At 73.8% G+C, this 24,000-nt stretch carries 19 protein-coding genes; 11 read left to right on the forward strand and 8 right to left on the reverse strand.

Features of this window, described 5'->3' with window-relative positions:
- Window positions 1-61 precede the first annotated feature (61 nt).
- The 6 genes from ABT112_RS05980 to ABT112_RS06005 all read right to left on the reverse strand — a co-directional run bounded on the left by ABT112_RS05980 (window position 62) and on the right by ABT112_RS06005 (window position 7,415).
- Window positions 62-1,276, reverse strand: a complete 1,215-nt coding sequence (locus ABT112_RS05980; protein WP_351506011.1) for a helix-turn-helix domain-containing protein — start codon at window positions 1,274-1,276, stop codon at window positions 62-64.
- A 197-nt stretch (window positions 1,277-1,473) separates the two neighbouring features.
- Window positions 1,474-2,325 carry an EamA family transporter gene (locus tag ABT112_RS05985; RefSeq protein ID WP_351506013.1) on the reverse strand — a complete coding sequence of 284 codons (852 nt, stop codon included), beginning with the start codon at window positions 2,323-2,325 and terminating at the stop codon, window positions 1,474-1,476.
- Window positions 2,322-2,831 carry a YbaK/EbsC family protein gene (locus tag ABT112_RS05990; protein WP_351506015.1) on the reverse strand — a complete coding sequence of 170 codons (510 nt, stop codon included), beginning with the start codon at window positions 2,829-2,831 and terminating at the stop codon, window positions 2,322-2,324. Before ABT112_RS05990 ends, ABT112_RS05985 begins: the two co-directional genes overlap by 4 nt.
- A gap of 336 nt (window positions 2,832-3,167) precedes the next feature.
- Window positions 3,168-3,602 carry an RICIN domain-containing protein gene (locus ABT112_RS05995; protein ID WP_351506017.1) on the reverse strand — a complete coding sequence of 145 codons (435 nt, stop codon included), beginning with the start codon at window positions 3,600-3,602 and terminating at the stop codon, window positions 3,168-3,170.
- A gap of 317 nt (window positions 3,603-3,919) precedes the next feature.
- Window positions 3,920-5,593 (reverse strand): penicillin-binding transpeptidase domain-containing protein, encoded by a 1,674-nt coding sequence (locus ABT112_RS06000; RefSeq protein ID WP_351506019.1) that lies wholly within the window; start codon window positions 5,591-5,593, stop codon window positions 3,920-3,922.
- 76 nt (window positions 5,594-5,669) lie between these two features.
- Window positions 5,670-7,415 carry a dolichyl-phosphate-mannose--protein mannosyltransferase gene (locus ABT112_RS06005; RefSeq protein ID WP_502975252.1) on the reverse strand — a complete coding sequence of 582 codons (1,746 nt, stop codon included), beginning with the start codon at window positions 7,413-7,415 and terminating at the stop codon, window positions 5,670-5,672.
- 125 nt (window positions 7,416-7,540) lie between these two features.
- Here ABT112_RS06005 and rsmI point away from each other — a divergent pair, with 125 nt between their 5' ends.
- The 11 genes from rsmI (at window position 7,541) to ABT112_RS06060 (ending at window position 21,685) form a co-directional block, all read left to right on the forward strand.
- Window positions 7,541-8,419 carry a 16S rRNA (cytidine(1402)-2'-O)-methyltransferase gene (gene rsmI, locus ABT112_RS06010; RefSeq protein ID WP_351506021.1) on the forward strand — a complete coding sequence of 293 codons (879 nt, stop codon included), beginning with the start codon at window positions 7,541-7,543 and terminating at the stop codon, window positions 8,417-8,419.
- Window positions 8,420-8,580: 161 nt separating this feature from the next.
- Window positions 8,581-9,051, forward strand: a complete 471-nt coding sequence (locus ABT112_RS06015) for a hypothetical protein (protein ID WP_502975253.1) — start codon at window positions 8,581-8,583, stop codon at window positions 9,049-9,051.
- Between the two features lie 72 nt (window positions 9,052-9,123).
- On the forward strand, window positions 9,124-10,041 hold the full coding sequence (locus ABT112_RS06020; RefSeq protein ID WP_351506023.1) for a TatD family hydrolase: 918 nt from the start codon (window positions 9,124-9,126) through the stop codon (window positions 10,039-10,041).
- A 256-nt stretch (window positions 10,042-10,297) separates the two neighbouring features.
- Complete coding sequence (locus ABT112_RS06025; RefSeq protein ID WP_502975257.1) at window positions 10,298-11,728, forward strand: resuscitation-promoting factor; 1,431 nt, start codon at window positions 10,298-10,300, stop codon at window positions 11,726-11,728.
- Window positions 11,725-12,618: a 16S rRNA (adenine(1518)-N(6)/adenine(1519)-N(6))-dimethyltransferase RsmA gene (gene rsmA, locus ABT112_RS06030; protein ID WP_351506027.1), complete on the forward strand. Its 894-nt coding sequence runs from the start codon at window positions 11,725-11,727 to the stop codon at window positions 12,616-12,618. Before ABT112_RS06025 ends, rsmA begins: the two co-directional genes overlap by 4 nt.
- Entirely contained in the window at window positions 12,615-13,574 is a 960-nt protein-coding gene (locus ABT112_RS06035) for a 4-(cytidine 5'-diphospho)-2-C-methyl-D-erythritol kinase (protein WP_351506029.1), read from the forward strand. Before rsmA ends, ABT112_RS06035 begins: the two co-directional genes overlap by 4 nt.
- Before the next feature lie 488 nt (window positions 13,575-14,062).
- The gene (locus ABT112_RS06040; RefSeq protein ID WP_351506030.1) at window positions 14,063-14,731 is read left to right on the forward strand and encodes a TetR/AcrR family transcriptional regulator; all 669 of its coding nucleotides are present in this window, start codon (window positions 14,063-14,065) and stop codon (window positions 14,729-14,731) included.
- Window positions 14,732-14,937: 206 nt separating this feature from the next.
- A complete protein-coding gene (locus ABT112_RS06045) occupies window positions 14,938-16,419 on the forward strand; it encodes an acyltransferase family protein (RefSeq protein WP_351506032.1) in 1,482 nt (493 codons plus the stop codon).
- A 260-nt stretch (window positions 16,420-16,679) separates the two neighbouring features.
- Entirely contained in the window at window positions 16,680-18,479 is a 1,800-nt protein-coding gene (locus tag ABT112_RS06050) for an ABC-F family ATP-binding cassette domain-containing protein (RefSeq protein ID WP_351506034.1), read from the forward strand.
- Window positions 18,480-18,759: 280 nt separating this feature from the next.
- Window positions 18,760-20,793 carry a hypothetical protein gene (locus ABT112_RS06055; protein ID WP_351506035.1) on the forward strand — a complete coding sequence of 678 codons (2,034 nt, stop codon included), beginning with the start codon at window positions 18,760-18,762 and terminating at the stop codon, window positions 20,791-20,793.
- A gap of 205 nt (window positions 20,794-20,998) precedes the next feature.
- Window positions 20,999-21,685 carry a helix-turn-helix transcriptional regulator gene (locus ABT112_RS06060; RefSeq protein WP_351506037.1) on the forward strand — a complete coding sequence of 229 codons (687 nt, stop codon included), beginning with the start codon at window positions 20,999-21,001 and terminating at the stop codon, window positions 21,683-21,685.
- A 132-nt stretch (window positions 21,686-21,817) separates the two neighbouring features.
- On the opposite strand, the gene ABT112_RS06065 is transcribed toward ABT112_RS06060, so the two are convergent.
- Both ABT112_RS06065 and ABT112_RS06070 read right to left on the reverse strand, forming a co-directional pair.
- The gene (locus ABT112_RS06065) at window positions 21,818-22,120 is read right to left on the reverse strand and encodes a hypothetical protein (RefSeq protein ID WP_351506039.1); all 303 of its coding nucleotides are present in this window, start codon (window positions 22,118-22,120) and stop codon (window positions 21,818-21,820) included.
- 18 nt (window positions 22,121-22,138) lie between these two features.
- Window positions 22,139-23,809 (reverse strand): sodium:solute symporter family protein, encoded by a 1,671-nt coding sequence (locus ABT112_RS06070; RefSeq protein WP_351506041.1) that lies wholly within the window; start codon window positions 23,807-23,809, stop codon window positions 22,139-22,141.
- Window positions 23,810-24,000: the final 191 nt, after the last annotated feature.

Below are 24,000 nucleotides of genomic sequence, written 5' to 3' on the forward strand. Positions count from 1 at the left end.
CGACCCGGGACCTCAGCCGGGACACGGTGTCCTACTGCGCGGTGTCCTACTCCGCGGTTCCCTATTCCTCGATGTGCAGCCGCATCGCCAGATCCCGGACGGGGGAGTGGCGTCGGCGTTCCCGGCCCCGGAGTTCCGCGACCAGATGGCGCGAGGTGGCGTGGTAGCGCATCCACTCGGGAGCCGTGCGGTCGGCGGCCAGCAGCGCACGGACCGCACGGTCGTCGCGCCCCAGGTCGGCGTAGGCGAGTGCGCGGTCCACCTGGTGCCTGGCCAGCCAGGTCGGCGGCAGCGAGGAGGTGTCCCGCACCTGCTGTGCGCGTTCGATGGCCCTGCCGGGCTGCCCCATGTCCACATAGGCGTTCACCGCGGCGACCGCGGCGTTGGTGGGGCCGAACGGCGTCGCGTAGTCCAGCCGGTCCGTGCCGATCCGGGCCGCCGCGGCCGAGGCCAACGACAGCAGGTCGCGCGCGGTGTCCCCGCGCTCGGCCCGGACCGCCGCCGTCGCCCCGCGCAGCAGCAGGATGCCCCACAGGGACAGGTCGACCGGGGCCGAGCGGAAACCGGGCTCGATGCGCTCCGCGGTCGCGACCGCCACCCGCTCGGCGTCGTCGATCCGCCCCTGCTTGGTGAAGATCCAGGACAGACAGGAGATCGCCATCGTCTCCAGGCGGGGATCGTCGGACAGCCGGGCAGCCGCGACGGAGTGCTCGATGGCCGTGAAGGCGGCGTCCTCCTTGCCGAGCCCGGCGAGCGTGGTGGCGGCGACCTGGTACGCCTCCGCCAGCACCGCCTGTGCGGAGGCCCGTTCGGCGCCGGTGAGAGCCCGCACCGCCGCCCGGGCGTCCGCGATCAGCACCGGCAGGACCGAGGCGATCCGGGTGAACTCGCCCCGCCGCCGGACGAGTTCCGTGGAGCGCAGCGAGGCCCGCAGCTGCGCAAGGGAGGGCGGCGGCACGTCGTCCTCACCGGCGTCCAGGCCCGGGATCTCCGCGAGCGGGGTGACGGCGCGGCGCAGGGCGAGCAGGCTGGGCGGGTCCGCGCCGTTCGCCGGTTCCAGCACCGTCGGCTGACCGACGAGCACCGAGGTCTCGACATCCAGCGCCCGTGCCAGGGCGTTGAGGGTGGCCAGCCGTGCCGTGCGGCGCTGGTTCTGCTCCAGCTTGCGCACGGTGTCCACACTGAGGCGGGCCCGCTCCGCGAGCTGCTCCTGCGTCGTGCCGCGGCGCATGCGCAGCGCCGCCAGCCGGTCCCCGATGGTCAGAGCGTCAGTCATGGTCACCCCCGTCCGGGTCACCGTCCACGGTACGCCCGCCCGGCGGTGCCCCGGGGCAACCCGTGGGGGGCATCGGGCCGTTGGCCCGGCTCGCACGACGCACCGCGAGCCCGTCCGCACACCCCCGGGCCTTGGCGCACTCCCGGCGCCGGGACAGCCCGGCGGCGATACACCGGCCGCCGGGCCGTCCCCCGCCCTCAACTCGTATGCAGCATCAGCCCGATGCCCACCACCATCAGCGCCGCCGCAGCGATCCGGGGCGTGCCGAAGCGTTCCTTGAAGAACACCGTGCCGATGGCCGCCCCGACGATGATCGACGATTCGCGCAGCGCGGCGATCGGGGCGAGGGCGGCCCGGGTCTGGGCCCACAGGACCAGGCCGTACGCGGCGACCGAGAGCACGCCGCCGCACAGGCCCCGCACCGCGTACGGGCGGAGCTGGGCGGGCAGGGCGCCGCGCCGGGTGGCCAGGGCGACGGCGGGGATGGCCACGCCCTCCAGGATCATCAGCCAGGCGATGTAGCCCACCGGGGTGCCGGACGCCCGGACCCCCATGCCGTCGACGACGGTGTACCCGGCGATGGCCAGCCCGGTGCCGAGGGCGGCGAGGATCGCGGGCCAGTGCGGGCGGTTGCCCGAACCGCGGATGCCCCACAGCGCGAGACCCACCAGCCCCGCCGACGCCACCACGACGCCCGCCGAGGCCCAGCCGTCCGGCACCTCGCCGACGAAAACCGCCGCGAGGACGGTCACCACCAGGGGAGCCGTGCCGCGGGCGATCGGATACATCTGTCCGAAGTCGCCCAGCCGGAACGACCGCATCAGCAGGGTCATGTAGGCGACATGGAGCACGGCCGAGAGGAGCAGATACGGCCAGGCGTCCCGGTCGGGGAGCGGCGCGAAGCACGCCATGACGGCGCCGCACACCGCGCCGCCGCCGCTCACCAGGGTGAAGGCGACCAACTGGTCCTTCATGTGGTGGGCGACGGCGTTCCAGCCGGCGTGGGTGACGGCGGCGAGGAGCACCGCCGTCGCGACGAGAGGCGTCACGCTTCCCGCTCCCGCACGTCGGCGAGCGTGGCGCCCGCGTGCCCGATCAGGGTCTCCGGGTCGAGCGCGAACACCGTGTGCGGGGTGCCGGCCGCGGCCCACACCACGTCGTGCCGGAGGAGCCCGCGGTCCGCGAGGACCCGGGTGCGGGTGCGGTGCCCGAACGGCGGCACCCCGCCGATCGCATAGCCGGTGGTCTCGCGGACGAGCGCCGCGTCCGCCCGCCGGACCTCCGCCGCACCGAGTTCGGCCCGCACGCGCTCCGGGTCCACGCGGGAGGCGCCGTCCATGAGCACCAGCACCGGAACGCCGTCGGCCGCGAACACCAGGGACTTGACGATCTGATCCAACGAGCAGCCGATGGCGGCCGCGGCCTCGGCGGCCGTGCGGGTCGCGTCGGGGAAGCGGCGTACCTCGACATCGAGGCCGAGAGCGCGCAGGGCCTCCGCGAAGCGGGGATGGGCGTGTGCGGTGGTCCGGTCCGGGGCGTTGTCGGGTGATGCCATGGCCTCGACGCTAGCGGTAGGTGCATGGGCCACGCGATGGTGATTCCGCGCACGCCGGGGGCCGGTTGCCGCCGGCCCGCCGAACTCCCCGCGGGTTTCCGGGCCTCGGCCGGGTCCGTTGCCCGGGACCGGGCACGCACCCGTACGGCCGCGTGCCCGGGACCGGGCACGCGGCCGTACGAGTGCGGCGAGGGTCACACCGGGAGCGGCCCGGCGCGGACTCGGTACGGGATCGTCGCGGAGACGGGCGGAACGGAGGGCCACGGCCGGGGCGCGGGGCGGCCGGCGCGGCGCCCCTGGGTCCGGGGATTCCGCGCCGACCGCCTCACCGGTCCGTCACGACCAGCGCTGGAGCTTGCCGCCGGCGTCGATGCCCACGTAGATGCCGTGCGAGCTGTTCGTCCCCAGGGTGCGCTTGGTGGCCTTGCTGGTGAGGCGCCAGCCGTTGGAGAGCTTCTTCTCGTACCACCGCTGGTTGTTGCTTCCGTTGCAGCCGGCCAGACGGACCCCGCCGTGGGACTGCTCCAGGCACTTGTCGCCGTCGTTCAGGGTGTAGGTGCCGTCGGACTGCTTCTTCTCGTACCAGGTCTGGTAGCCGAAGTCGCACTGGCCCATCACGACGGCCCCGGAGACGTGGTCCAGGCACCGGTTGGTGCCCTTGTTCTTCCAGGTGACGGGTACACCGCTCGCCGCTTGTGCCGAGCCCGCGCAGAGCAGCGCGGGAGCGGCGACCGCCGCGGCCGCGATGATGCCGAACAAACGCTTCTTCATGGGATCCCCCTGGTGAATGGCCGCAGGCCGGGGAGGCTTTCGCAAGTCGGCTCCCCTTGGTCCGACCGGTCCGGCCGGTGACGGGCCTGCGCCGTGCGTGCTGTGCCGGGCGTACCGCCCCCTCTTTAACGCGCTGATGAGGGCGTTAAAGAAGATGATCACGGTATCGAGCAGGGGACTTCCACGGCAAACCGGCGTGCGAAAGCCGAAAAACGGCCGTGTGCCGCCCCCTTCCGCGTTCGGCGGAGAAGAGCGGCACACGGCCGCGTCGCACGGAGGGACCCGGGTCCGGTTCCGGCGCGGGTCGCGCGGGCGGGTCAGCCCCCCGCGCGCAGCAGCTGGGCCACCACCGGTCCGGCCGACGAGCCGCCGTGGCCGCCCTCGGGGACCACGGCCGCCGCGGCCAGGTCGCCCCGGTAGGCGGTGAACCAGCCGTTCGGCTTCTTCTGGCCGTCGACCTCCGCCGAACCCGTCTTGGCGCCGATGTCGCCGCCGAGCCCGGCCATCGCCTCGGCCGCCGTGCCCTGGGTGGCGGTCAGCCGCATCATCTTGCGCAGCTGCTGCGCGGTGTCCGCGGACAGCGGGCGGGCCGCCTCGGCGAGCTTCCGCTTGTCGAGGGACGGGGCGACCAGGTACGGCTGGTGGAACGAGCCGGTGCGCACGGTGGCGGCGACCGACGCCATGGTGAGCGGGTTCATCCGGACCCCGCCCTGCCCGATCAGCGAGGCCGCCTTGGGGGCGGCGGACTGCACCGGGACGGCACCGTCGAAGGACGGCACACCGGTCTGCCAGTTCAGGCCGATGCCGAAGACGTCCCGCGCCTCCTTGGTGAGTTCGGAGTCGCTCAGCTTCTCCGCCTGCGTGATGAAGGCGGTGTTGCAGGAACGGGCGAAGCTCTGCTCGAACGTGCCGTTCTTGATCTCGAACTTCTTGTCGTTCTGGAACTTCCAGCCGCCGTACGGCGCGTACTTCGGGCACGGGTGCTGCTTGCCCCAGCCGGCCAGCCCCTTGTCGATGAGCATCGCCGAGGAGATGACCTTCATCGTGGAGCCCGGGGCCAGCGATCCCTGGAGCGCGGTGTTGTAGCCCTGGGCAGGAGAGTTGGCGACGGCCAGGATCTCGCCGGTGCGGGCCTTGCTCAGCACCACGGCCGCCTTGCCGTGCTTGCTGATCGACTTCTCGGCCCGGGTCTGCAGCGCGGCGTCGAGGGTGGTGCGGAGTGTGCCGGGGGTGCCCTTGGAGAGCACCTTCAGCGTCTTGTCCGGCTGTTCGGCCTTCTTGCCGGCCGCGGAGGTGTCGGGGGAGGCGCTCGCGGCGTCGTCCGAGCCGCCCGCGCGCTCGATCCACAGCTCCACCCCGGCCGTGCCGCCGGCCTTGTCGCCGTACCGCTCGCGCAGGCCGGCCAGCACACCGGAGAGCGCCGGGTGGGTCTTCTCGGTCAGCGGGGTGCCGTTGCGGTCGACCGCCTTGATCGGCGGCGCCTCGGCCTCGCCCGTCTTCAGGGAGTCCCCGGCGTGCAGCTCGGGGTGGACCACGGAGGGCTGCCAGTTCACCACGGCCCGCCCGGTCCGCCGCTCGCGCACCACGTCGAGCTCGGAGGAGTACGTCCAGGTGGTCGTCCGGTCACCGTAGGAGATCTCAGCCTCCACGTCGAAAGGCACCGTGCTGCCGCGACGGGCGCCCGGGTCCAGCCGGACGTCGGAGATGTGCGCGTCCGTGCGGTAGGCGCGCAGCGCCGTCGCCGCGGCCTCGCGGTCGTCGGTGTACTTCGCCGCCTGCCGCGGGTCGCCGGAGCCCCACGCGGCGAGGAAGCCCCGCGTGGCCTTCCTGACCTCGGACGCGTCCGGCGGGCCGGTCTTCACCGACGGCTTGCCGTCCGCGGCCGTTCCGTCGGCCGGGCCGTCCAGCAGGGCGTACGCGCCGTATCCGGCAGCTCCCAGCACCGCGGCCGTGATGCCGCCGATGACAGCGGCCTTACCGCCACTCCGCATTGGAGAAACCCCCAGAGTGTCTCTCTGTCCTCTTAATCAATCGATTAAGAGCGCGATCGCGGCGCACTCTACGCGATCAGACCCAGGTGTCCAGCCACATGCGGTTCCGCCAGGCCTCCACCGGCAACGGCTGCCCGGTGTAAATCGGGAAGAAGTAGATGAAGTTCCAGACGATCAGCAGGACCAGGACGCCCGCGCCGACCGCCCCCAGCGTCCGCCGCCGCTCGCTCGCTCCCCGCGGCCCCAGCAGCGCCCCGATCATCATCGTCACGGCGAGGCACAGGAACGGCACGAAGACGACCGCGTAGAAGAGGAAGATGGTCCGCTCCTGGTACAGGAACCAGGGCAGCCAGCCCGCGGCGATCCCGCACAGGACCGCGCCGGCCCGCCAGTCCCGCCGGAACGCCCAGCGGTAGAGCACGTACAGCACCGCGAAGCAGCCGGCCCACCACAGCACCGGGGTGCCGAGCGCCAGCACCTCCCGGGCGCACTTGTCGGCGGCGTCCACCGGGCAGCCCGCCTTGCCGGGCCCGGGGGACTCGTAGAAGTACGAGACCGGGCGGCCGAGGACGAGCCAGCTCCAGGGGTTCGACTCATAGGTGTGCGGCGAGGTCAGCCCGACATGGAAGTTGTAGACCTCGGACTGGTAGTGCCACAGGCTGCGCAGGCTGTCCGGCAGCCAGCTCCACGCCCCGCCCCGGTGCGGATCGGTCGACGCCCAGTCGCGGAAGTAGCCGCCGCGGGTGGCGAACCAGCCCGCCCAGGAGGCGATGTAGGTGACGATCGCCACCGGCACCAGGGAGCAGAACGCGGGCAGCAGGTCGCGCCGGCCCGTCGAGCGGTACGCCCGCCGGGCGCCGGCGGTGCGCCGGGCCGCCACGTCCCACGCCACCGTGAGCAGGCCGAACGCGGCCAGCACATAGAGGCCGTTCCACTTCGTGGCGCAGGCCAGCCCCAGGCACAGTCCGGCCGCCAGCCGCCACGGCCGCCACCCCAGCCGCAGCCGGTCGCCCACCTCGTCGGACGGGTGCACCGTCCCGTCCGGGTCCGCCGGGAGCGCCGCCGCCAGCCGGGCCCGGGTGCGGTCCCGGTCCACCAGCAGGCAGCCGAACGCCGCCAGGATCCAGAACATCAGCACCAGGTCCAGCAGCGCCGTGCGGCTCATCACGAAGTGCAGGCCGTCCACGGCGAGCAGGCCGCCCGCCAGGCAGCCGAGCGCCGTGGAGCGGAACAGCCGCCGCCCGATGCGGCACAGCATCAGCACGGACAGGGTGCCGAGCAGCGCGACCATGAAGCGCCAGCCGAACGGATTCAGCCCGAAGACCGACTCGCCCAGCGCGATCGTCCACTTGCCCACCGGCGGATGGACGACGTACGAGTGCTCGGGGCTGAGCGGGATGCGCTGCGGATCGCCCAGGATCAGGTCGTTGGCGTTCTTCGGCCAGGTGCCCTCGTAGCCGTACTGCAGCAGCGACCAGGCGTCCTTGGCGTAGTACGTCTCATCGAATATCACCGCGTTCGGGCTGCCCAGGTGCCAGAACCGCAGCAGCCCCGCGACCAGCGCGACCAGCAGCGGGCCGCCCCAGCCGGACCAGCGCGCGAGCCGGTCCGTCACGCGCGGACCGAGGCCCAGCAGCGTCCACAGCACGGTGCCCGGCGGCGCGTACGGCGGCACCAGACGGTCCCGCAGCGGGGTCCGCGGCCGGTCCAGGTGGCCGAAGCGGCGCAGCCGCAGCTGCCAGGCGGTCGGCTTGGGGTGCGGGGCCGTGGCCCCCGGGGGCCGCTCGGCGCGCACCGGCGGCGCTCCTGTCGTACTGGTCACCGCGCCATCGTAGGGAACGCGGCTGTGGGATGACGCCCGCCCGCTCCGGGAGGCGGCACACAGCCGGTGGGGCGCCGCCGGAGCGCGGACACCGGGGCGGCCCGGGCCCCTGCGAGGATGGGGGCGTGACTGGAACGCTGGTACTCGCAGGGACCCCCATCGGCGACATCGCGGACGCGCCGCCGCGGCTCGCCGCCGAGCTGGCCGCCGCCGATGTGGTGGCCGCCGAGGACACCCGCCGGCTGCGCCGGCTCACCCAGGCGCTCGGGGTGCAGCCCGCGGGCCGGATCGTGTCGTACTTCGAGGGCAACGAGAGCGCCCGCACCCCCGAGCTGGTCGATGCGCTCACCGGCGGGGCGCGGGTGCTGCTGGTGACCGATGCCGGGATGCCGTCGGTCTCCGACCCGGGCTACCGGCTCGTCGCGGCCGCGGTCGAGCAGGACATCCCGGTCACCGCGGTCCCCGGGCCGTCGGCCGTGCTCACCGCGCTCGCCCTGTCCGGGCTGCCCGTCGACCGGTTCTGCTTCGAGGGGTTCCTGCCGCGCAAGGCGGGCGAGCGCCTCGGCCGGCTCCGCGAGGTCGCCGAGGAGCGCCGCACCCTCGTCTACTTCGAGGCCCCGCACCGGCTGGACGACACCCTCGCCGCGATGGCCGAGGTGTTCGGCGCGGACCGCCGCGCGGCCGTGTGCCGGGAGCTGACCAAGACCTACGAGGAGGTGCGCCGCGGCCCGCTGAAGGATCTGGCCGCGTGGGCCGCCGAGGGCGTGCGCGGGGAGATCACCGTGGTCGTCGAGGGCGCCCCCGCGCCGGGCCGCCAGGAGCTCGGCCCGGAGGAGCTGGCCCGCCGGGTCGCGGTGCGCGAGGAGGCCGGGGAGCGCCGCAAGGAGGCCATCGCGGCCGTCGCGGCGGACGCGGGCCTACCCAAACGGGAGGTCTTCGATGCGGTCGTGGCGGCAAAGAACGCGGAGCGAACGGGACCTTCGGAAGGTAAAGGACTAATCTGATAAGCAAAGGCCGCACGATGCGTGGGGCACTTTTCACAAACAAGCCCAAAATCTGAACCAACAGGTGGCAGGGCCTGCTGTGTTCCGGCCGGGCGGGGAGTCCACTGGAGGTGGGACGTCCCGGTCCCGGAGAGCTTGTCCGGTGGACAAGAGGAGCTGGCATGAGTGAGACCGCAGACACCTCGCGCAGTGTTCCCCCCGCACCCCGCAACGGCGGGTCGGAGCCGCCTGTGCACGAGGCATACTCGTTCGCCTGTATGCGCTGCGGCCACGGCTGGGAGCAGGCATACGAGATACGCCACCACACCGACGCCCAGGGCCGGTCCGTCGTCACCTACTACACGGACGGCCGCCGGGTGCCGTCCCCGCTGACCACGCCGGTCTGCGGCAACTGCGACGGCCATGTGGTGCGGATCATGCGCTCCGGCCAGATCCCGTCGGCCGCCGCGGCGCTGGGGGAGCAGGGCATCGCCGGCCCGCTGCTCTCCGGGGCCCCGATGCGGCCGCCGGTCGTGACCGCGGCGCCCGAGGAGGCAGCCGTTCCGGCCCCGGCCGCCGAAAAGGACCGCGCCGCCGGCGAAACCCACCGCCGCCACTTCGCGGATCTGCTGCACGTCTTCCACCGCAGGTGACCGAGGTGCCACCCGGGGCGACCGCGGCAGCCGCCCGCGGTCGCCCCGGCGGGTCCGCATAGGATCGCCGCCATGGCGGCGACATCATCGGCATCCGGCACGGACGGCAGGAACGGCAAGCGGGACGACAAGGCCGTACCGCCGCCGCTGCCCGAGCCGCTGCGGGTGCCCGTCGCCGACTCGCACACCCATCTCGACATGCAGTCCGGCGCCGTCGAGGACGCGGTCGCCCAGGCCGCCTCGGTCGGCGTGACCACGCTGATCCAGGTCGGCTGCGATGTGCAGGGCTCCCGCTGGGCCGCCGAGACCGCCGCCGCCCACGACGGCGTCTGGGCGACCGTGGCGCTGCACCCCAACGAGGCACCCCGGATCGTCCACGGCGACCCCGACGGCTGGTCCCGGCAGGGCGCCCGCGAGCCCGGCGGCGAAGCGGCCCTCGACGCCGCGCTCGCCGAGATCGACGCCCTCGCCGCGCTGCCGCAGGTGCGCGGCGTCGGCGAGACGGGCCTGGACCGCTTCCGCACCGGCCCGGAGGGCATGGCCGCGCAGGAACTGTCGTTCCGCCGCCACATCGACATCGCCAAGCGGCACGGCAAGGCGCTCGTCATCCACGACCGGGAGGCGCACGAGGACGTCCTGCGGGTGCTGGCCGAGGAGGGCGCGCCCGACACCGTCGTCTTCCACTGCTACTCCGGCGACGCCGCGATGGCCGAGATCTGCGCCGAGCGCGGCTATCTGATGTCGTTCGCCGGCAACGTCACCTTCAAGAACGCCCAGGACCTGCGGGACGCGCTGGCCGTCGCCCCGCTCGACCTCGTCCTGGTGGAGACCGACGCCCCCTTCCTCACCCCGGCGCCGTACCGCGGACGGCCCAACGCCCCCTATCTGATTCCGGTCACCCTGCGGGCCATGGCGGACGTCAAGGGCGTGGACGAGGACACCCTGGCCGCGGCCGTGGCGGCCAATACCGCCCGCGCTTTCGGCTACTGACGGCGGCACCCGGACCGCCCCCGGTGCGCCCTCCCCGGCGACGCCGCGTAGTCGGTTGACTTTGGAGCGTGACGAAACCTCCGCTACAGTCCCGGCCCGACACTGACATCCGGGGACACCTCCCCGCGGCAGCCGGGGAGGGAGCCTCGTGAGGAATCCACCGGGCAGCCACCGGGCCGCGCGCGGCGGCCGGCGCGGCCGCACCCCGTCCCCGGGCGCCTACGGGCCGCGGGAGACCTCCGGCGCTTCCGTCCCGCTGCCCAAGCCCCCGCCCGCTCCGCCGGTTCCCGGCCCCGCCGGGCCGCCGCCCCGGCAGCGGCCCGTCCCGCATCCCCCGTCCGCCTCCCGCGGCGGACCGGCCGAGGGGCCGCTCTCCCGCGGCGGACCGGCCGAGGGGCCGCTCTCCCGCGGCGGGCCGCCCGAGGGGCCGCCGGAGCCGGGGGCCGGCCGGATCCCCCGGCCGTACCCGCCGGTGGGCCGCCCGGCCGGTGCCGTCTCCGCAGGTGCCGTCCCCGCGGGTTCCGTCCCCGCCGGCGCCGTCGGAGGCCGGGCCGCCGCCCGGCTCGCCGCCCGCCGCCGGCGCGCCGCCGAGCGCCCCGAGACGCTGCGCCGGCTGGTGCCGCAGGCCCTCGTCGTCGCCTTCCTCGCGGGCGGCACCGCCGTCTTCGTCGCCCACGACAAGACGGTCGAGCTCACCGTCGAGGGCCGGCCCCGCACCCTGCACACCTTCGCGGGCGACGTGCGGGAACTGCTGGCCGACGAGGGGGTCCCGCACGGCCCCCACGACATCGTCGCGCCCGCGCCGGGGGAGGAGCTGACCGCCGGTGACCAGGTCGTCGTCCGCTACGGGCGGCCCGTCACCCTCACCCTCGACGGCCGCAGTCGCCGCATCTGGACCACCGCCCGCACCGTCGACGGCGCGCTCCAGCAGCTCGGAGTGCGCGCCCAGGGCGCCTACCTCTCCGCCTCCCGCCACTCGGCCATCGCCCGTGCAGGGCTCACCCTGCACGTCCGCACCGAGCGCACGCTCACCCTCCTCGCCGACGGCCGCGAGCACACCGTCCGCACCAACGCGGCCACCGTCCGGGAGGCCGTCGAGCAGGCGGGCATCGCGCTGCGCGGCGAGGACGTCACCTCCGCACCGCCGGGCAGCTTCCCCCGGGACGGGCAGACGGTCTCGGTGCTGCGCGTCACCCGCGGCACCGAGCAGCGCGAACAGCCGATCCCCTACCGCCGGGTCGAACGCCCCGACCCGTCCCTCTTCACCGGCACCGAGGTCGTGGAACGGCAGGGCCGGCAGGGCGTCAAACGGGTCCACTACGAGGTGCGCACCGTCAACGGGGCCGAGCAGAAGCCGAAGAAGCTCCGGACCGAGGTGGTCCGCAGGCCGGTGGACGAAGTGGTGCGGGTCGGCACGGCCGCCCGGCCGGCGCGGGTCACCGGGGCGGACGGGCTGAACTGGGCGGCCGTGGCCCGCTGCGAGTCGGGCGGGCGGCCCCGGGCGGTGGACCCGTCGGGGACGTACGGCGGGCTGTACCAGTTCGACCTCCGCACCTGGCAGGCGCTGGGCGGCCGGGGCCGCCCCCAGGACGCTTCCCCCGCAGAGCAGACATACCGGGCGAAGAAGCTGTATGTGCAACGGGGGGCGAGTCCCTGGCCGCACTGCGGCCGTAAGCTTCACCGGTGAGCACCAGCCCCACCCCCGACGAGTCCGGCCCCCTCCTGGGCCCCGCCGACATCCGCGAACTCGCCGCCGCCCTCGGCGTGCGGCCCACCAAGCAGCGCGGACAGAACTTCGTCATCGACGCCAACACCGTCCGCCGCATCGTCCGCACCGCGGAGGTCCGGCCGGACGACGTGGTCGTCGAGGTCGGGCCGGGGCTCGGTTCCCTGACCCTGGCGCTGCTGGAGACCGCGGACCGGGTCACGGCGGTCGAGATCGACGACGTCCTGGCCGAGGCGCTTCCGGCCACCGTCGCGGCGCGCCTGCCGGAGCGGGCGGACCGCTTCGCCCTGGTGCACTCCGACGCGATGCACGTCGCCGAGCTGCCCGGCCCCCCGCCGACCGCGCTCGTCGCCAACCTGCCCTACAACGTCGCCGTTCCCGTGCTGCTGCACATGCTGGCGACCTTCCCCACCATCGAGCGGACGCTCGTCATGGTGCAGGCGGAGGTCGCCGACCGGCTCGCCGCCACCCCCGGCTCCAAGGTCTACGGGGTGCCCTCGGTCAAGGCCAACTGGTACGCGCAGGTGAAGCGGGCCGGCGCCATCGGGCGCAATGTCTTCTGGCCCGCGCCGAACGTCGACTCCGGCCTGGTCTCCCTGGTGCGCCGCGCCGAGCCGCCGAACACCACGGCCACCCGGCAGGAGGTCTTCGCGGTCGTCGACGCGGCGTTCGCCCAGCGGCGCAAGACCCTGCGGGCCGCCCTCGCCGGCTGGGCCGGGTCCGCGGCCGCCGCCGAAGTGGCGCTGGTCGCGGCGGGCGTCTCGCCGCAGGCGCGCGGGGAGATGCTGACCGTGGAGGAGTTCGCCCGCATCGCGGAGAGCAAGGCGGAGATCAAGGGAGCCGGACTGTGAACCGTTCCGTGACCGTGCGGGTGCCCGCCAAGGTCAACGTCCAGCTGGCGGTGGGCGGGCTCCGCCCGGACGGCTTCCACGACCTGGCCAACGTCTTCCTCGCCGTCGGGCTGTACGACGAGGTCACCGCCACCCCGGCCGAGGCGTTGCGGATCACCGTGTCCGGTCCGGACGCCGGACAGGTGCCGCTGGACCGGACGAACCTGGCGGCCCGGGCGGCCGAGTTGCTCGCCGCGCGCCACGGCATCGCGCCGGATGTGCACCTCCACATCACCAAGGACATTCCGGTCGCCGGCGGCATGGCGGGCGGCAGCGCCGACGGCGCGGGCGCGCTGCTGGCGTGCGACGCCCTGTGGGGGACCGGCGCCTCCCGCGCCGAACTCCTCGACATCTGCGCCGAACTGGGCAGCGATGTGCCGTTCAGCCTGGTCGGCGGGGCGGCGCTGGGGCGCGGCCGGGGCGAACTGCTCACCCCGCTCGACGTCGGCGGAACGTTCCACTGGGTCTTCGCCGTCGCCGACGGCGGGCTCTCGACCCCGGCCGTCTACCGGGAGTGCGACCGGCTGCGCGCGGCGGAGGGGCACGGCGCGGGCGTCGACCAGGTCCCGGACCCGGAACCCTCCCCGGCCCTGCTGGACGCCCTCGCCGAGGGCGACCTCGCGACGCTGGCGTCCGCGCTGAGCACCGGGGGCCTGCCGACGGCGCCCGGGGGCGGCTCCAGCAACGACCTCCAGGCCGCGGCGGTCTCGCTGCGGCCCTCCCTGGCCGACACCCTCGCCGCCGGTACGAAGGCCGGGGCGCTGGCCTCCCTCGTCTCCGGATCCGGCCCCACCTGCGCCTTCCTGACCCGGGACGAGCAGGCGGCCCGGGCGGTCGCGGAGGGGCTGCTGGCGTCGGGCACCTGCCGCTCGGCGCGGGTGGCCACGAGCCCGGCGGCGGGGGCGACGCTGCTGTAGGGCGCCTGCGTTCGGGGCGGGGGCAGGGCCTGCCCGTGTCCCCGGCAGGGCCTGCCCGGGGACACGCGCCAGGAAACGCCCGCCGCACCGGCCGGGCGTTTCCTCCCCGGGCATGCGTGCGTTGTGGCCGGGGAGAGGAGGCCCGGGCACCCGTCCGTTGTGGCCGCTGGATCCGGAGGGCCGCTTCCTTCCCTCCCTCCGCGAGCACGCATTGCCAAGAAACCGTGCACGCAGCGCTCACGACTTCCCGCCGCGATCCCGGCATCCTGAACGACGTTCACCGCACGGCCGCCCCGCCATGCCCCCCGGCGGGGCGCGGAGCCGCCGGAGCGGACGGCGCCCGTGCACGGGCGCGGACCGGTGTCCGTCGGGCTACGGGGGGCTCGACGGACACCGTCCCAGGGGCGATCTCCGCCGGTGGCGCGATCCGGCGTTCCGTACACATCTCCGGCGCGCAGTACATTGAGCGGCATGTGCATCGAGCAGGCATGGCACCGCGACCCCGGTACGAGACGATGACCGAGCGACCGCCGCACGGTTCGGCCCGCCCCGGCGGGCGGACGGCCCGGACCCGCGCGGCCGTACTGGCCGCTGCCTTCGAGGAGCTCGACGACGGCGGGTTCGGCGCGCTCTCCCTGGACAAACTCGCCCGGCGCTCCGGGGTCCACGTCTCGACCATCCGGCGGCGCTGGCGCTCCGTCGAGGGGGTCGTCGCCGACCTGCTCGCCCAGCACAGCACCACCATCGCGACCCCCGACACCGGGGACCTCCGCCAGGACCTGCACGAACTGGCCCAGGCGATCGCCGGGTTCCACGCGGCCCCGCGCAACCGCAACCTCATCGAGGCGATCGTCGCGGCCGCCGCCTACGACCCGAGCGTCGCGGAGGTCGTCCACGGCGCCTTCGCCGCCCGTACCGAGACGGTCACGCAGATCGTCGGCCATGCGATCGACCGCGGCGAACTCGCCCCGGACACCGACGCCACGGACGTCATCGCCGCGCTGAGTGCGCCGTTCTACTACCGGCTGCTGATCAACCGGCGCCCGATCGACGAACGGCTCGCCCGCACCAGCGCCGAGGCCGCCTACACGGCCGCCAGCGCCGGGGTCTTCGGCCCCGAGTCCGGACCGGCGTCCTCAGCCGAGCCGACGTCCTGACCTGATCCGGCCATCCTGCCCTTGCCCTTGCCCTTGCCCTCGCCCTTGCCCCTGACCCTGCCCCGGCCGGCGCCCTGACCCGGCCCGGCGCCCGTCCGTGCCGCCGTGCGCCCGGACCGTCTGGGTACGCGTACTCAGGCCGCCGGGACCGGATTTGAGTACCACCGCCGTGCCGGCCGGTGGCACCGGACCGCGACGGTGGCTGCATGCACCCCAGCGTCAGCGACCTCGCCGCGGCCACACCCGCCGCCCGGGACCGGTACATCGACCTGCTGCGGGCCGGATCGCTCGGCACCGTGGTCCTCGGCCACTGGCTGATGGCGGCGGTCTCCGTCGACGCGGACGGCCGTGCCGAGGTCGGCAATCTGCTGGCCGTCGTGCCCGCCCTGCAGCCGCTCACCTGGCTGCTCCAGATCATGCCGGTGTTCTTCTTCGTCGGCGGCTTCTCGCACGCCCTCTCCCACCGTTCGCTGCAACGCCGCACCGAGCCCGGCCGGTCGGTGTACGCGGCCTTTCTGCGGGCCCGGTTGCAGCGGCTGCTGCGGCCCACCATGGTCTTCGTCGCGGTCTGGGCCGCGGGGGCGCTCGCCGTCCAACTCCTCGGCGGGGACGGTCCGCTGTCCGACGTCGCCGCCCGGCTCGTCGCCCAGCCGCTCTGGTTCATCGGCATCTACCTCGCCATGGTGGCGTTCACCCCGCCGCTGCTGAGGCTCCACGACCGGTACGGCTGGGGCGCGGCGGCCGGTCTGGGCGCCGCCGCCGCGGCGGTCGACGTGGCGCGGTTCGCGTTCGGCGTGCCCTACGTGGAGTTCCTCAACTTCGCCTTCGTCTGGCTCGCCGTCCACCAGCTGGGCTTCCTGCGCGCCGACGGCCGGTTCGCCGCGTCCGGGCTGCGGGTGCCCGCCGCCCTGGCCGGGGCCGGGCCGGCGGGGGCGGTGGCGCTCGTGGCCTTCGGGCCGTATCCGCTGTCCATGGTCGGCATGCCCGGCGAGAAGGTCAGCAACATGGCGCCGCCCACCCTCGCCCTCCTCTGCCACGGCCTGTGGCTCACCGGCGCGGTCGAGCTGCTGCGCGCTCCCGCCGCCCGGCTGCTGGCCCGTCCCCGTGTGTGGCGCGGGGTGATCGCGGCGAACGGGGTCGCGATGACCGCGTTCCTGTGGCACCTCACCGCCATGCTGGGCGTCTACGGGGCGCTGCTCGCCCTCGGCCTGCCGTTCCCCGCGCCCGCGACGTCCGGGTGGTGGGCCCAGGCGCCGCTCCGGCTCGCCGCGGCGGCCGGTGTGACGGCGCTGCTGGTCGCGGCCTTCCGCCGGTTCGAGCGCCCGGCGGCCGCGCGTCCCGCCGGCAGGCCGGCGCCCGCGGACCCGTCCGCAACCTCGCCGTCGCCGGATCCGGCGTCCGTGGACCCTGCCTCCGCGCCCACCGGGAAGAACACCGCCGCGGCCTCCCGTCGTGCCTCCCGTCGTGCCTCCGGACCCGCCGCGGCCCTCGGCGTCACCCTCTGTCTCTTCGGGGTGCTGGGGCTGTCCATGGTGGGTTTCGGCGGCCTGCTTGAGGGCCGTACGGCGCTGCTGGTGGCGGTGGACATCTCCGCTCCGGCGGCCGTGGCGATGTGCCTCGCCGGCTGGCTCCTCGTCGAGACCGCGGGCCGCGGCGCGGGCGAGGGACGGCGCGGCCCCGGCCGCTGACCACCTGCCGGCGGCCCCTGCCCCCACGCGCCGGGAGCAGGGGGCACGCGAGCACGGCCCGTGAGCAGAGCCCGTGAGCACGGCCCGTGAGCAGGGCTGTGAGCAGGGCACGTGAGCAGGCCCGGCGAGAGTCGCGTCCTCAGACCCGGGGCCGGGGACCGGCGCCCGAGGGCAGGCGCGGCACGGGCCGCCCGGCGCGGCGACTACTCTGGAAGGCCGATCAGCCGCAGCGTCGGCGCAGGCGCAAGATCAGGAGCGGAATGGCCACGAATCTCGTCAATCTGGAAGCCGTCGGCAAGGTGTACGGCACCCGTGCACTCCTCGACGGCATCTCCCTCGGCGTCAGCGAGGGCGACCGGATCGGCGTCGTCGGCCGCAACGGCGACGGCAAGACCACGCTCATCCGGGTGCTCGCCAAGCTGGAGTCCCCGGACACCGGCCGCGTCACCCACTCCGGCGGAACGCGGCTCGGCGTCCTCACCCAGCACGACTCCCTCGACCCGGCCGCCACCGTCCGGCACGAGGTCATCGGCGACCTGGCCGACCACGAGTGGGCCGGCGACGCCCGGATCCGCGACATCCTCACCGGCCTCTTCGGCGGCCTGGACCTGCCGGCCTTCCCCGAGGGCCTGGACACCGTCATCGGGCCGCTCTCCGGCGGCGAGCGGCGCCGCATCGCCCTCGCCAAGCTGCTCATCGAGGAACAGGACCTGATCGTCCTCGACGAGCCCACCAACCACCTCGACGTCGAGGGCATCTCCTGGCTCGCCGAGCACCTGCGGGCCCGGCGCTCCGCGCTGGTGGTCGTCACCCACGACCGCTGGTTCCTGGACCAGGTCTGCACCCGGATGTGGGACGTCCAGCGCGGCGCCGTCCACGAGTACGAGGGCGGCTACTCCGACTACGTCTTCGCCCGCGCCGAGCGGGAGCGCATCGCCGCGACCGAGGAGGCCAAGCGGCAGAACCTGATGCGCAAGGAGCTCGCCTGGCTGCGCCGCGGCGCCCCGGCCCGCACCAGCAAGCCGCGCTTCCGCATCGAGGCCGCCAACGAACTGATCGCGGACGTGCCGCCGCCCCGGGATTCGGCGGAGCTGATGAAGTTTGCCAACTCCCGGCTCGGCAAGACCGTCTTCGACCTGGAGAACGTCACCGTCCAGGCGGGCCCCAAGCTGCTGCTCAAGCACCTCACCTGGCAGCTCGGCCCCGGCGACCGCATCGGCCTGGTCGGGGTGAACGGCGCGGGCAAGACCTCGCTGCTGCGCACCATGACCGAGGCGGCCCGCACGGCCGGCGAGGCCCAGCCCGCGGCCGGCCGGGTCACCGTCGGCCGCACCGTCAAGCTCGCCCACCTCTCGCAGGAGGTCGCCGAACTCGACCCCACCTGGCGGGTCCTGGAGGCCGTCGAGGCGGTGCGCAGCCGCGTCGACCTCGGCAAGGGCCGGGAGATGTCGGCCTCGCAGCTGTGCGAGAAGTTCGGCTTCGCCAAGGAGAAGCAGTGGACCCCGGTGGGGGACCTGTCGGGCGGTGAGCGGCGGCGGCTGCAGATCCTCCGGCTGCTGATGGACGAGCCGAACGTCCTCTTCCTCGACGAGCCCACCAACGACCTCGACATCGAGACCCTGACCCAGCTGGAGGACCTCCTCGACGGCTGGCCGGGCTCGCTGATCGTCATCTCGCACGACCGCTACTTCATCGAGCGGACCACGGACCGGGTGTTCGCCCTGCTCGGCGACGCGACGCTGCGGATGCTGCCGCGCGGACTCGACGAGTACCTGGAGCGCCGCCGGCAGGTGGCCGAGGCCGCGGCCCCGGCGCCCGCGGCACCCGCCGCCGAGAAGCCGAAGCCGGCGGGCGACACCCGTGCCGCGAAGAAGGAACTCCAGCGCATCGAGCGCCGCCTGGACCGCATCGGCGACCAGGAGGCCAAGCTCCACGCGCAGATCGCCGAGGACGCCACGGACTTCGAGCGGGTGGCGAAGCTCGACGCCGAGCTCAGGGAACTGGCGTCGGAGCGGGACGAGCTGGAGATGCGCTGGCTGGAAATGGCCGAAGACGTCTGATCTGTCGGGCTCCTTCGCGGTCCTCGCACCGCCTCCCCGGACCGCTCCGCCGGTCCGGGGACCGCGCAACGGCAGCGTCACGGGCGGGTCTCAGCCGTCCCATGGCTTCGGGACGAGGCCGTGCCTGTCGGAGCCGGGTGATACAAAGAAGCCCCGCTCGACTGCCGTTTGACCGGCGGGGATGCATGCCCGATTCGCTCCATCCTGGCACGGTCGAAAACCGGCCAGGATCGCGGGGGAGACCGGTCGGGTGGTGTACCCGCGCAAAAGAGGAAAGCTGATGTCACAGCCGCCCCAGCCGCCGAATCCGCCGCAGGGCGGCTTCGGTGCTCCCCAGGATCCTGCCTACGGGTACCCGCAGCAGCCGCCGAGCGGTGGGCCCGGGGACGGCTCCCCGCAGAGCCCCGCGCCGGCGAGCCCCCGGCTGGAGAAGAGGCCGGAGAGCCCCGAGCAGCCGCAGGCCCAGCCGCCGCAGAGCGCACCCCAGGGCCCGGCGCCCCAGGGCCCCGCACCTCAAGGCCCGGCCCCCCAGGCCCCGGCACCCCAGACCCCGCCGCCTCCGCAGCCGCCGCAGGGACCGCCCCCCGCGCCGCCGCAGGGCCCGCCGCCCTCGGCTCCGCAGCAGGGCGGTGGCTTCGGCGCGCCCGGCCAGCCGGCGTACGGATACCCGGCTCCGCAGCAGCCCGGCCAGCCCGGTCAGCCCGGTCAGCCCGCCTACGGCTACCCGGCTCCCCAGCCCTACGGCCAGCAGCCCCAACAGCCGTACGCGCAGCAGCCGTACGGTCAGCAGCCCAACCCCCAGCAGCCGTACGGCCAGCCGCCGCAGCAGCCCTACGGTCAGCAGGCGTACGGCATGTACCCGCCCCCGGCGCAGTTCGCGGGCGGCGGTGTGCCGCCGCAGTCCGGTGGTTCCCGCCGCACGCTGTTCCTCGTGGTCGGCGCGGTCGTCGCCGTGCTGCTGCTGGTCGTCGGTGGGGTGTTCGTGGCCGCCGGCGGTGACGACGACCCCAAGCACGAGGCCGGCACCTCCTCCGGCGGCAGCGGCGGCGAGAGCGGCGGTTCGGGCGGTGGCAAGCCCGGCCCCGCCGTCGAGGCCGAACTGCTCGCCAAGCTCCCCCGGCCCGAGGTCGAGGAGCAGGTGACGACCGACGGCCTCTGGGTCACCGACACGGTCTTCGCCAAGGGCGACGTCGACAAGATCGTCGGCTACGACGTCACCGGCACCGACGACAAGTGGCGGATCCCGCTGGACGGTTCGATCTGCTGGGCGTCGCCGCACATCACCGCGGACGGCAAGGTGGCGGTCCTCTTCCAGGGGGCCAAGGTCACCAAGAAGACGGTGCACCAGGGCTGCACCGAGGTCGGGGTGTTCGACCTGAAGAAGGGCACGAAGGTCTGGCAGAAGTCGGTCAAGGTCGCTGACGAAAAGGTCCGCTTCGCCCAGGTGACCGTCGGAGGCGGCACGGTCGCTGCCGGCGGTACCAGCGGCGGCGCCGCCTGGAGCCTCGGCGGCAAGCGGCTCTGGCAGCCCAAGGCCGACTCCGACTGCGACGACGACGGTTACGGCGGCGGCACCAGGCTGGTCGCGGTGCGGCGCTGCGGCGACTACAGCAAGCCCAATATGGAGGTCCAGTCGCTCAACCCCGCCACCGGCGCGCCGACCTCGGTCTACAAGCTGCCCAGCGGCATCGACGGCGTCTTTGTGGTGTCCACCGATCCGCTGGTCATCGGCATCAACGCCGGTGACGACACCGGAAGCGCCGTCTCGCACTTCCTGGCGATCGACGACAGCGGCAAGGCGGGCAAGCTGCGCAGCAAGATCGGGACGCGCAACGGGGAGTACGCCCCCAGCTGCCGGGGCGCCGAGGTCGAAGGCTGCCGGCTGGTGACCGTGAGCAAGGACTCCCTGTACCTGCCGACCGGCGAGCACCAGGGGCAGGCCGAGTACGGGCGGACGAACGAGATCGTCGGATTCGGGCTGGACAGCGGCAAGTCCACGGGCAAGGCCTCCGCGGGCGACCAGCGCACCATGCAGCCGCTGCGGACGGACGACGACGGCAGCGTCATCGCCTACGTGAAGCCCACCTTCGACAAGGGCGGCCAGGTCGTGAGCATCGACCCGGACTCGTACGACGTGTCGGTGCTGCTGAAGATGCCGAAGTCCGAGGCCCGGACGGAGAGCGCCTACTCGCCCGACAACCAGACGTTCGTCTACGAGGGCAACCGGCTGTACATGACCCAGAAGTACGCCTCCGACCGGGAGCCGCTGCCCGGTCAGAAGGAGTACGCGGGGCTGGTGTTCGGCGCCCCGTAGCCGTCGCCGCGGTGCTCCGCCGGCCCCGTCCGTGCCTCCGGGTACGGGCGGGGCCGGTCCGGTTCCGGCCCCTATCGGCCCTGAAGAGCAGGGATTTCGGCATTCGGTGAGGCTTCTCCCCGGTATCGGGCACGTGGCTCCGGCCGAGCGTGTAGCTTCCGGGGACACGAGGCCCAGGGGCTTCGGGGGATTGGGGGGAGAGCTCATGGGCGTACGGCTCATGGTGGTCGACGACCACCGGCTGCTCGCCGAGGCACTGGCCTCGGCTCTGAAGTTAAGAGGCCACCGGGTGCTGGCCGCGGCGGCGCCGTGTGCGGGGGCGGCCGAGCTGGTGGTCAGCAGGGCGCCGGAGGTGTGCCTGCTGGGGACGGCGGCGCCGGCCGACCCGGGGGCGTTCGATCCGGTGGTCCGGATCAAGCGGGAGCGGCCGCAGGTCGCCGTGGTGGTGCTGGGGCCGGTGACCAGCTCGCGGGGGATCGCCGCGGCGTTCGCCGCCGGCGCGTCCGGCTACGTCCGGCACGACGAGCGGATCGAGGGCGTCGAGCGTGCGATGGTCAAGGCCCGCGCGGGGGAGGCGGCCGTCGCCCCGCAGCTGCTCCAGGGCGCCTTCGCCGAGCTCCTCAACCCGGCGGTGCAGCCGGACGACGAGGCGGCGCGGCTGCTGGAGATGCTCACCCCCCGCGAGGTCGAGGTGCTGGTGCGGGTCGCGGAGGGCGAGGACACCCGGCTGATCGCGGCCGGGATGGGCATCGCGTCGAGCACCGCCCGGACCCATGTGCAGCGGGTGCTGATGAAGCTGGGGGTCGGCTCCCGGCTGGAGGCGGCGGCGCTCGCCGCCCGCACCGGCCTGCTGGAGCGGGCCGGCGCACCGGCGGGCCCCCGGCCGGACTGACCGCCGGACCGACCGCCGGGCCCCGCGCCGCACCGGCCCCGCGCCGGCCCCGCGCCGCACTGCTCCGGACCGCTCCGCCCCGGGCCGCGCCGGCCCCCGCTGCCCCGGACCGCCCCGCACCGGGCCGCTCCGCTACGGCGCCTCCTGTTCCTCGGCCTCCGGCAGCGGCGGCGGAGGCACCGCGGGCCGCAGCTTCAGCCAGAGCAGGAACGCCAGCCCCAGGGCGAGCATCGACAGGCCCGTCCAGAGGTTGATGTTGATGTCCTCGGCCTTCTTCAGGTCCGCCTCGGAGGCGGTGATGCCGGCGACGGTGATGATGACGCCGTAGACGACGAACAGTCCGCCGATGATGCGCCGCACGTCGAAGAGCCGGGCCGCGGTCGCGGACTTCTGCTCGAGCTCCTCGACCTGCTGCTGGTACTGGTACTCGCTCATGGTGTGGTTACCTCGGCCTCAGAAGGAGAACGGGACATAGCAGAGGGCGGCGAGGACGATCGCGCCCCAGCCCAGCAGCGCGGGCTTGCGGTACCAGGCCTCGTCGCCCGCCGCCGGGGGCTCCGCCATACCGGGCGAGGTGGTGCCGTACACCAGGCCGGCCAGCGACTCCACCGGCTTGGGCTTCGTGAACAGGGACACCCCGACCATCACCACGCCGCCGACCACGAACGCCACGATCGCGGAGACGAAGTTGGCCCCCTGGTCGCTGGGGAGGTCGATGACACCCTCCTTGTAGAGCCAGAAGTAGTTGATCATCGCGGCGACGGTGCCGGTGAGCAGCCCCCAGAACCCGGCCGCGGCGGTGGCCCGCTTCCAGAACATGCCGATGATGAAGACGCAGAACAGCGGCACGTTGAAGAACGAGAACAGCGTCTGCAGGTAGTTCATGATGTTGCTGAACGAGGAGGCGATGAACGCGGTGCCCATGCCGCCGAGCACGCCGACCGCCGTCACCACGCGCCCGGTCGCCAGGTAGTACCGGTCCTCCCGGCCCCGCACGATGTACGCGGCCCAGATGTCGTTGGTGAACACCGTGTTGAACGACGACACGTTGGCCGCCATGCCGGCCATGAAGGCGGCCAGCAGACCGGTCACGGCGACGCCCAGCACACCGTTCGGCAGCAGGTCGCGCATGAGCACCGGGATCGCGTCGTTGTACTCCAGCCCGCTGCCCTCCTTGCCCAGGTCCGGCTCCATGACCAGGGCGATCAGGCCGGGCAGGACCACGATCAGCGGAATGAAGATCTTGGGGAACGCGGCGATGAGCGGGGTGCGCTTGGCGGCGGAGAGGTTCTTGGCGGAGAGCGCGCGCTGCACCTCGGCGAAGTTGGTCGTCCAGTAGCCGAAGCTCAGGCAGAAGCCGAGACCGAGCACGATGGTGAGCCAGTTGGCGCCCAGCGGGTTGGACGAGCCGATGCCCGTGCCGTCCCAGGCGCTGATGAAGTCGTCCCCGTGCGCGCCGGTGAGCTTGTCGGTGAGCCCGTCCCAGCCGCCGACCCGCTTGAGGCCGACGACGGTGAGCGGGATGAGCGCCGCGAGGATCACGAAGAACTGCAGCACTTCGTTGTAGATGGCGGAGGAGAGCCCGCCGAGGGTGATGTAGGCCAGGACGAAGAAGCCGGCCACGACGATCGCCACCCACTGCGGCCAGCCGATCAGCGCCTCGATCACGATCGCCATCGCGTACAGGTTGACGCCCGCGACCAGCACGGACGCCACGGAGAAGATGACCGAGCTGAGCAGGTAGGAGGACGTTCCGAAGCGGTGCAGCAGGAACTCCGGGACGGACCGCACCTTCGAGCCGTAGTAGAAGGGCATCATCACCAGGCCGAGGAAGACCATCGCCGGGATGGCGCCGACCCAGTACCAGTGCACGGTGTAGGCGCCGTACTGGGCGCCGTTCGCCGCCATGCCCAGGATCTCCAGGGCGCCGAGGTTGGCGGCGACGAACGCGAGACCGGTGACCCAGGCGGGGAGGGACCGCCCGGAGAGGAAGAAGTCGAGGCTCGTCCGCACGCTTCTCCGGGCGGCGAATCCGACGCCGAGCACGACGGCGAAGTAGATGCCGAGGATGGTGTAGTCGAGCGCGTTGGTGGGGAGCCGGAGCCCTGCGGCCAGATGGTCCATGGATCACTCTCTTCGGGAGGACGGGACGCCCGTCGGCCGCAGCCCGCAGGCCGGGACCGGAACGAACAGAAACGTACGCCCATGCGGTCCGAACGTGAACGGTTCTGATGGGACCTGTTGTTCGTCCGTGATGATCGCGCACCCTATGCGGGGCTTTGCCCGGGGCGGCCGCAGGGCTGCCGCACGGCATT

This window comes from Streptomyces sp. NPDC002055 (genome assembly GCF_040296705.1).
Classification (GTDB): Bacteria; Actinomycetota; Actinomycetes; order Streptomycetales; family Streptomycetaceae; genus Streptomyces.